This window comes from Hominisplanchenecus faecis (genome assembly GCF_020687205.1).
In the GTDB taxonomy this organism is placed as follows: Bacteria; Bacillota; Clostridia; order Lachnospirales; family Lachnospiraceae; genus Hominisplanchenecus; species Hominisplanchenecus faecis.
In genome coordinates this window covers 25213-34983 of record NZ_JAJEQE010000036.1, presented here as the reverse complement: position 1 = coordinate 34983, position 9771 = coordinate 25213, and the positions used below count along the sequence as shown (strand labels likewise).

Sequence of the window (9771 nt, the reverse complement as noted above, 5' to 3'; positions counted from 1 at the left end):
ATGGGGCATAGTAATTCGAAGATGTTACTGGATACCTACGCAGAACTGCGGAGGCAGGAAGGAAAATCCATCCAGAAGCTGAACGATTTCGCAAAAAAATCATATCAAAATAATACTTCTGACAGCACTGAAAAAGTGACTACATTTTGACTACACTTTCCAAACATTTTACACTTTTTCGCACTGTTTCAGGCGGTTTTTATGCATCAGAAAAATAGCTGTTTCAAAACGCAAAAAACACCGGAAACCCTTGATTTTACTGGATTTCCGGTATTTTTTCTGTCAAGCTGGAAAAGGGACTTGAACCCTCGACCCCTTCATTACGAGTGAAGTGCTCTACCGACTGAGCTATTCCAGCATCGGTCAGCAGCATTGCTGCTGACTCAAATTATTATACATGATTATTGTCTGTTTTGCAAGTATTTTCACAAAAATAATTACAATTTAACTAAGTCAAATACATTTCCCATTTCCATTGCAGATATCTGCTCGACTCAATATTCTTCATCGTAATTATATCCATCCGGGCTGTAATCGTTATACTGCTCCTGATCGTAAAAATTATTGTAAGAATTATCATCATAAACACTGCCGTCACCATTATCGCTGACTGCCGCTTCCTGCGTCTGGGTTTCTGTCTCAGACTCGGTCTCCTGGATTCCCGGAATATTGTCATCGACATCTTTTCCGGCTTCTTCTCCGTTCAGCGTATAATTCTCTTTGCTGACGGCACTGCCTTTGCTGAATCCGCTGACTTCTTCGATATGAGCACTTCGCTCCTGTACACCTGCGGACGGCTCATAATCTTTGATGCCAAACAGGTAGTCATGCAGTCTGGTAACATTCCAGGATAAGGTAACCGGAACTTCGGAATCTCCGCTCAGATCACTTGTACGGTGTTCAAACGGGAATCCGCAGGTATCCCCCAGCTGATAAGACAACATATTCATTCCCAGAGATACAATATCCGATTTGCTGAGACTGGTGGAGATCATCGGGAACACATTGTCCATGATATCTACCAGCGTCTTCATATCTGCTTTTTTTGCTTTTGCCACGATTTTGGCGATCAGCTCTCTCTGGCGTTCGGTACGTTTGTAATCGTTTCCGGCTGTATAACGGATACGGGTGTAGGATACTGCCTGCACACCGTTCAGATGATACGTGCCCGCCACTTCCGGCTCGATACGTTCATAAGATTTTCCTGTGATTTCAGACGTTCCGACACAGTAGTTGTTCATATGTACAACCTCTTCGTCTGTCAGATCAAAATCAAAACCGCCAAGTGCATCTACTACTTCTACCAGTGCATTCATGTTCACCGTTACAAAATCCGTGATGTCCAGATCCAGGTTCTGGTTCAGCATATTGATCGCCCATTTATAACCGCCGTTTGCATAGGCTGCATTGGCTTTTCCATAACGGTCTTCACCGATATTCAGGTAGGTATCACGGTATATGGATACCAGTTTTACCACTTTCGTGTCGTTATTGATGCTCGCAATGATGATCGTATCGGTGTTTGTATAATCCATACTTCCGTCACGGGAATCAACACCGAACAGGGCAATGTTGGTATAGCCATGCAGAACTGCATTGTTCTCCACTTCTTCATTCACCTGGATATCACCGGACTGAAGCGTCACAGTATCAATATTGCCGAGTTTTTTCTCAAACTGTACATACAAAAAGCCAAATGCCAGCAGCGGAATCAAAATGATCAGTTCTGTGATAAATAAAATCTTGTGTCTGCGATATTTTTTATATGCAGAACTTTTCTTGCGTGTCTTGTCTTTCTTCATGCCTTCCTCTTCGGCCGCATCTTCTGCAGCAGATTCTAATGAAATTCATCGTTAAAAAGTCTACTGAATTATTATACACTATTTAATGAACCTGTCAATTGCCTTATTCAATTCTTCAATTTCCTTCCTGTCTCCGGACTCGATCGCATCTACCAGGCAATGCTGGATGTGATCTTGAAGAATGACTTTTCCGGTATTGTTGATCGCTGCTTTGACTGCGGAAAGCTGGATCAGCACCTCACTGCAGTCTCTGCCGTTTTCCACCATTTTCTTGATAGACTCCAGGTGTCCGATCGCACGGGAGAGACGGTTTAACACGGCTTTTGTATGTTCGTGACTGTGCGTATGCGTGTGCGTGACAACCGTTCCGTTCTCCAGCACATGCGTGTGACTGTGGGCATGTCCGCCGGAAGTCTGCTCTTTTGTATGGGCTTCCGCCTGCACACCGTTTTTCTTTGTTTCCATAATATTTTATCCTCCTGTAACTTGCCCCTTACTTCTGTTTTTCTCCCTCTGTCATTGTCATTTTTCTACATTGACCGACACAGGCAGCAAACTCTGTACTCCTCCTGCTTTTACCGGATATTCTTACCGGCTGATCTTCACATCGATCTGCTGATATGGGATCTCAATCTGATTTTCATCAAATCTGTATTTGATTTCTTCGGTGATCCGCCATTTTGCCGGAAAATAATCCTGCGGTCTTACCCAGGCATGCCACCCGAGGATCACACCGGAGTCTCCAAGACTTTCAACGACCACTTCCATCTTCTCTTCTTTCAGAATGGCCGCATCCTTCTGCAAAATAGCGAGCAGCACTTTCCTTGCCTCATTGATATCGTTTCGATAGGAAATCCCTACCTTTTCACGCAGTTGCCGCTTATCCTGCTTTGAAATGTTCGTCAGACTGCTGTTAGTGATGATTCCGTTTGGAATCGATACGGTACGGTTATCGACCGTCAGAAGTGTCGTATAAAAGAGATCCACCTTCACCACGGTTCCTTCATTTCCATGGGTATCTTCGTGGATATAATCTCCGCTGACAAATGGTTTCATAAACAATAAGATAAATCCCCCCGCAATATTCGAAAGCGATTCTTTTAACGCCAGCACAACGCCGACTCCCATCGAGCCGATCAGTGCAGCAACCGACGCTCCGGACACTCCGAGAAAAGTGGCCATGACTGCCATCACCATCACGTACATGATGGCTTTCATAATGGAAAGTGTGAAGTGTGCGGATGCTGCCTCCATTCCGGCCCGTTCAAAGGATCGGCCAAAAATCTTCAGGATCAGCTGAATGATCTTGCGGCAGACAAAAAATGCGATCAGGACAATGACCAGTTTGATGCCAAGATCCATAAGCCCCGGCATTTTCCCCTGAAAATACTGTGTAAACTGATTGACTTCTTTTACACTTTCGGTCAGCGAATCTGCCGTATTCTCTGCTATTTGTTCCATCTGCTATTTCTCCTGCTGTTTGTTTCGTCTGCTCTTTGCGGCCGGTTTTCTGCCCGTTGTCTTGTTTTTTCTTTCTTCCTCTGCCTTTGCACTTTCTGCGATTTTGGCTTCCAGTTCTTCTTTGAGGCTTTTTTTCGGTGCTTTTTCTGCCGTCTTTGTCACTTTTTCTTCACTTGCAGCTGCCATCTCCAGCTCTGCTTTTGGGGTTGCCTGCTTACCGGTTCCTGGTTTTGCGGTTGTTTTCTTTGCAGCTGCTTTTTTCTCAGAAGCGGCTTTGATCGAAGTTACTTTTTCACTGCTTTTCTTCTCAGCTGTTTTCTTTTCCGTTTCTTTTACAGCAGCCACTTTCTTTTCGGCTGTTTTCTTTTCGGTAACTTTTTTCTCGGCTGTTTTCTTTGTTGCCGTTTTTTTGTTGACCGCTCTTCCGGCTGCCGCTTTTGTATAAGAAAAAACCGTAATGCTCATCGGCGGAACCGTGATCAGGATCGAATCCGCTCTGTCATCGCATTCTGATTTTTTTGACTGTTTCAGTCTCGGATTACCGACTCCGCTGCCTCCGAATTCTTTGCTGTCACTGTTAAAGATTTCTTTGTATTTTCCAGGGTATGGAACGCCGATCTTGTGGTTTTCGTAAGTCAGCGGTGAGAAATTGCAGACGATCAGCAGCGTCTCTTCTTTTTTCTTTGTGTTTCTGGTAAAGACTACCATATTTTCATTGGCAGAAATGTTATTGATCCAGGTAAATCCATCCGGATCATAGTCCATTTCGTAAAGTGCCGGATGCTCTTTGTAAAATGTATTGAGTGCTTTCACATAATTCTGCATCTGCTTGTGCTCATCATACTGCAAAAGCTCCCACTCCAGTGACCGATCCTCTGCCCACTCATCATACTGTGCAAAATCCTGTCCCATGAACAAAAGCTTTTTGCCCGGATGTGCCAGCATAAATCCATAAGCGGCACGTAAGTTTGCAAACTGCTGCTCACGGTCACCCGGCATCTTGCCGATCATGGATGCTTTGCCGTGTACAACCTCGTCATGTGACAAGGTCAGGATATAATCTTCACTGTACGCATAAACCATGCTGAACGTCAGTGCCCCATGATTTGCGGTACGGAAGATCGGATCCAGTGACATATAATAAATGAAGTCATTCATCCAGCCCATGTTCCATTTGTAGTCAAAGCCAAGACCCTCATCCTCAACGGCTCCCGTTACTTTCGGCCATGCTGTGGATTCTTCGGCGATCATCAGAACCCCCGGCTCCTTCTGTTTAAAGATGGAATTGAGATGATGGAAAAATTCAACTGCTTCCAGATTCTCGTTTCCGCCGTAGATATTCGGCACCCATTCTCCTTCGTTCTTTCCATAATCAAGATAGAGCATGGAAGCCACCGCATCCATACGGATACCATCAATGTGATACTTTTCTGCCCAGAACAGTGCGTTTGCGATCAGGAAGTTCTTGACTTCCGGACGACCGTAATTGTAGATCAGTGTGCCCCAGTGCGGATGGGAACCTTTTCTCGGATCGAGGTGCTCGTACAGGCAGGTTCCGTCAAAGGCAGCCAGTCCAAACGTATCACGCGGAAAATGTGCCGGTACCCAGTCCAGAATCACGCCGATGCCCTGTGCATGCATATAGTCCATGAAATACATGAAATCTTCCGGTGTGCCGTAACGACTGGTCGGTGCATAGTATCCGGTCACCTGATAGCCCCAGGAACCGTCAAACGGGTGCTCCATAACCGGCATCAGCTCAATATGCGTATAGCCCATCTCTTTTACATAGTCTGCAAGCATCACAGCCAGTTCACGATAATTGTAAAACTCCCTGCCGTCCTCCGGCTTGCGGAATGAGCCAAGATGTACCTCATAAATGGACATCGGAGCCTTCTTACTGTCTGCATTTTTTCTCTGTTTCAGCCATGCTTCATCTTTCCATGCATACTGACTCAGGTCTGTGATCACCGATGCCGTGTCAGGACGAAGCTGTGCAGCATTGGCATACGGATCTGCTTTTAAGAATGTCAGCCCTCCCTTTGCCTTGATTTCATATTTATAGAGCTGTCCTGCAGCAAGTCCCGGTACAAACAGTTCAAAAATACCGGAATCCCACAGTCTTCTCATCGGCAGACGTCTGCCATCCCAGAGGTTGAAATCGCCTACCACGCTGACACGCATGGCATTTGGTGCCCATACTGCAAACAAAACACCTTCCACACCATTGACCGTCATTGGATGTGATCCCAGTTTTTCGTAGATATCGTAGCAGATGCCTGCATTAAATTTCTTCGTTTCTTTTTCCGTGATCTGTGGTGCAAAACGATATGGATCTTCGTATTCTACGATATTTTCTTTTCCGTCTGCTTCTTCTCCAAAATCTACGTGATAATGATATTTCGGAATTCTTTTACCCGGAAGCAGTGCAGCGAAAAAGCCTTCCTCATCCTCTAAATCCATCGGATATTCTTTTTTGCTGTCTTTCAACACCACTGTCACACTCTTTGCCGTCGGCAGAAACGTCTGAATCAGAATCCCTTCTTCTGTCACATGTGCCCCCAGAATATCGTGCGGATGATCTTCTTCTGAATATACAATCCCCTCTACTGCTGCCCAGTCCATCATTTCATATAATTTGTTGTCCATAATCTTCAAACCCTCCCTTATGTATTTAAGCGGATATTCGCAATCCGCTTTGCTGCTTGCCCATAATGTTTCTTAAATTATGATACCTGCGGATTGTTCCGTGCGTTGCACTCCCACAATCCTTTCTACGCTCCGCTTCGGTCGGTGCGAAACATGTGCCACTGGCACATAGCACCCTGGCATCTTATTATTCTATTTTAACACAAACAACTTCAGTAAAAAAGCAAAAAAATTATAACATATGTAAAAACAGTCCGCTTCTTAATTTCGGCTCAAACCATGTGGATTTCGGCGGCATCAGCATGCCGGCATCGGCTACGGCAAACAGTTCTGCCATGGAAGTCGGATACATGGAAAAAGCCACCGCATCTTTCTGCTGCGTCTCTTTTACATGATCGACCATACGCTCCAGCTCGGAAAGTCCGCGGATCCCGCCCACATACCTGATGCGTTTTGATGTTTTCGGATCCTGGATATCCAGATATGGCTGCAAAAATTCTCTTTGCAGATAAGCGACATCCAGACCTTCCACCGGATCGTCTTTTGTAAGATCTGCCTTTGCCGTAAGCTGATACCACTGACCGCTAAGATACATGCCAAAAGTACCCTTTTTCTGCGGATGATATGCCGCATTTACCGGTTGTACATCAAAAATTTTCGCTGCGTTTTTCAGAAAGCCTTCTCTTGTCTGTCCGTTCAGATCCAGGACGACACGATTGTAATCCATAACGTAAAGTTCCTCATCCGGGAATAATACCGACAGAAAATAATTGAATTCTTCGCTGCCGTCATAATCCGGATGCTGTTTTCTGCGAAGCTGCCCTACTTTGACTGCCGATGCTGCCCTGTGATGTCCGTCTGCGATATAAATTTTATCTATTTTCGCAAATGTATCTGCAATTATTGCAATATCCTCTTTTGCATCCACTCTCCAGCCTTTATGTCCGATGCCATCTTCCGAGACAAACGCAAACATCGGTTTCTGCTGTTTTATTTTTGCTGTCACCTCTGCGATCGTCTGATCTTTGCGGTAGGCAAGAAAGATCGGTCCGGTCTGTGCATTGCAGGTATCCACGTGTCGGATACGGTCCTGCTCTTTTTCTGCCCTTGTATTTTCATGCTTTTTGATCACACCGTTTAAATAATCGTCAATCGAGGCACATGCTACAAGACCGGTCTGTGACCTTCTATCCATCGTCAGTTCATACAGATAGTAACATTTCTGCTGATCCTGCACAAAGGAGCCTCTTTTGATCCATTCCTCTAACATATCATGTGCTTTCTGATAGACTTCCGGTGCATACATATCCTGATCTTTTGGGAACTGGGTCTCCGGGCGGTCGATCGCCAGAAAGCTTTCCGGTGCTTTTTTTACCTGTTCTCTTGCCTCGTCACGGCTGTAGACATCATAAGGAAGGGCTGCGAGTTTAGATGCAAGTCCTTCTGCCGGATGTACAGCACAAAATGTTCTGATCTCTGCCATAATCATTCCTCCATCTCTGCACGGTCCGGGCGTTTCGGTTTATGAGCCGCCTCTTCCGTACTGAAAAAGGCTGAAGCAGAAAACTGCAACAGCCTTTTGTCCTCTTGTTTTTCTTATTCTTTTGTTTTTTATTTGATCACTCTGACTCTCAGCACACCTTCGACTGCACGGATCTTATCCAGTACTTCTTTGGATGCCACGCTGTCCAGATCAAACAGAGAGTATGCATAATCGCCTTTGCTCTTGTTTACCATGTTTGCGATGTTGATATCAGATGTTGCAAAAATGTCGGTAAACTGTCCCAGCATGTTCTTTACGTTGCGGTGGTTGATCGCAATACGGTTTGCATGTGTGCACTCGCCCAGACTGCAGTTCGGATAGTTTACAGAATTGATGATATTTCCTTTTTCCAGGTATTCCATCAGTTCCTGAACTGCCATCTTTGCACAGTTGTCTTCCGATTCTGCGGTGGATGCTCCCAGATGAGGGATGATGATCGCATTTTTCACACCTGCGGTTGTGGTATTTGGGAAATCGCAGACGTATTTCTTTACTTTTCCTTCTTTAAGGGCTTTTACAATAGCCTCTTCATCTACCAGCATATCACGTGCAAAGTTCAGGATCACGACATTTTCCTTCATCAGGTCGATTGCATCCTGATTGATCATCTTTCTGGTAGAATCCAGCAGCGGTACATGGATCGTGATATAATCGCAAGTACGGTAAATATCGTCCACATCTTTGATGTGTTTTACGCCTTTGGAAAGTTTCCATGCCGCATCAACAGAAATGTACGGATCATAACCATATACATCCATACCCAGACATTCTGCCACGTTTGCCACCTGGATACCGATCGCACCAAGTCCGATGATACCAAGCTTTTTGCCCATCAGTTCGCATCCTGCAAATTTCTTTTTTTCTTTTTCTGCCTTTTTTGCAATATCTTCGCTTCCGGCTTCGGATTTTGCCCATTCCACACCGCCGATGATATCACGGGAAGCCAGCAGCATGCCTGCGATCACCAGCTCTTTTACGCCGTTTGCATTGGCTCCCGGTGTGTTAAATACAACGATACCTTTTTCTGCACATTTATCCAGCGGAATGTTGTTGACACCGGCACCGGCACGTGCAACTGCATACAGACCATCCGGCAGCTCCAGATCATGCATGGCAGCACTTCTTACCAGCACTGCGTCTGCATCTTCCATTTTTTCTGTTTTTTCGTAACCTTCTGTGAACTGATCCAGTCCTACAGAAGCGATCGGGTTTAAGCATGTATATTTCATTTTACAGATTCTCCTCTTCAAATTTCTTCATAAATGCTACCAGTGCTTCCACACCTTCATATGGCATTGCATTGTAGATACTTGCACGCATACCGCCAACGGTACGATGACCTTTCAGGTTTTCAAGTCCGGCTGCTTTTGCTTCTTTTACAAATTTCGCATCCAGGTCTTTGTCACCTGTGACAAACGGAACGTTCATCAGAGAGCGGGAATCTTTTTCTACCGTTCCTTTGAACAGCTTGCTGCTGTCAAGATAATCGTAGAGCAGTTTTGCTTTCTTTTCGTTGCGTTCTTTCATGACTTCCAGACCGCCCATCTTTTTCAGCCATTTGAATACCTTGCCGCACATATAAATGCAGTAGCAGTTCGGTGTATTGTACAGAGAACCTGCATCGGCATGTGTCTTAAATTTCAGCATGGTCGGTGTACCTTCCAGTACCTCATCCGTGATCAGATCTTCGCGGATAATGGAGATCACCATGCCTGCCGGTCCGATGTTTTTCTGAACGCCGCCGTAAATGATGCCGTATTTTGTGACATCGACCGGCTCTGACAGGAAGCAGGAAGAAACGTCTGCTACCAGTGTCTTGCCTTTTGTATTCGGCAGTGTTTTGAATTTTGTACCATAAATGGTGTTGTTCTCACAAATATATACATAGTCTGCATCCGGGCTGACCGGCAGATCGGAGCAATCCGGAATATAGGAGAATGTCTTATCTTCAGAAGTTGCGATCTTGTTTACTTTTCCGTATTTCTGTGCCTCCTGATATGCTTTTTTTGCCCACTGTCCTGTTACGATATAATCTGCAACTTTGTTTTTCATCAGATTCATAGGAATCATAGCAAACTGCTGTGAAGCACCGCCCTGCAGGAACAGCACTTTATAGTTATCCGGAATATGCATCAGATCACGCAGATCCTGCTCTGCTTCTTTGATAATATCGTCAAAGACCTGTGAGCGGTGACTCATTTCCATAACGGACATACCACAGCCCTTGTAATCCAGCATTTCTGCTGCTGCTTCTTTTAATACTTCTTCCGGTAATACGGCCGGACCTGCTGAAAAATTGTACACTCTGCTCACTTT

7 protein-coding genes and 1 tRNA gene are annotated in these 9771 nt (G+C 45.1%); all 8 read right to left on the bottom strand.

The window, feature by feature from the left end; translation table 11 throughout:
• Positions 1-285: 285 nt before the first annotated feature.
• The 8 genes from LKD42_RS10405 to serC all read right to left on the bottom strand — a co-directional run bounded on the left by LKD42_RS10405 (position 286) and on the right by serC (position 9768).
• Positions 286-358 (bottom strand) — tRNA-Thr (locus LKD42_RS10405).
• A 136-nt stretch (positions 359-494) separates the two neighbouring features.
• Positions 495-1802, bottom strand: coding sequence for an LCP family protein (locus LKD42_RS10400; RefSeq protein WP_248835647.1), 1308 nt, complete (start codon positions 1800-1802; stop codon positions 495-497).
• Positions 1803-1880: 78 nt separating this feature from the next.
• Positions 1881-2267, bottom strand: coding sequence for a metal-sensing transcriptional repressor (locus tag LKD42_RS10395; RefSeq protein WP_248835646.1), 387 nt, complete (start codon positions 2265-2267; stop codon positions 1881-1883).
• A 123-nt stretch (positions 2268-2390) separates the two neighbouring features.
• Entirely contained in the window at positions 2391-3263 is an 873-nt protein-coding gene (locus tag LKD42_RS10390; protein WP_147631077.1) for a mechanosensitive ion channel family protein, read from the bottom strand.
• Between the two features lie 3 nt (positions 3264-3266).
• On the bottom strand, positions 3267-5912 hold the full coding sequence (gene glgB / locus LKD42_RS10385) for a 1,4-alpha-glucan branching protein GlgB (RefSeq protein ID WP_248835645.1): 2646 nt from the start codon (positions 5910-5912) through the stop codon (positions 3267-3269).
• A 232-nt stretch (positions 5913-6144) separates the two neighbouring features.
• Positions 6145-7395, bottom strand: coding sequence for a DUF1015 domain-containing protein (locus LKD42_RS10380; RefSeq protein WP_248835644.1), 1251 nt, complete (start codon positions 7393-7395; stop codon positions 6145-6147).
• 128 nt (positions 7396-7523) lie between these two features.
• Positions 7524-8684, bottom strand: a complete 1161-nt coding sequence (locus tag LKD42_RS10375) for a phosphoglycerate dehydrogenase (protein WP_248835643.1) — start codon at positions 8682-8684, stop codon at positions 7524-7526.
• A gap of 1 nt (position 8685) precedes the next feature.
• Complete coding sequence (gene serC, locus LKD42_RS10370; protein WP_248835642.1) at positions 8686-9768, bottom strand: 3-phosphoserine/phosphohydroxythreonine transaminase; 1083 nt, start codon at positions 9766-9768, stop codon at positions 8686-8688.
• Positions 9769-9771: the final 3 nt, after the last annotated feature.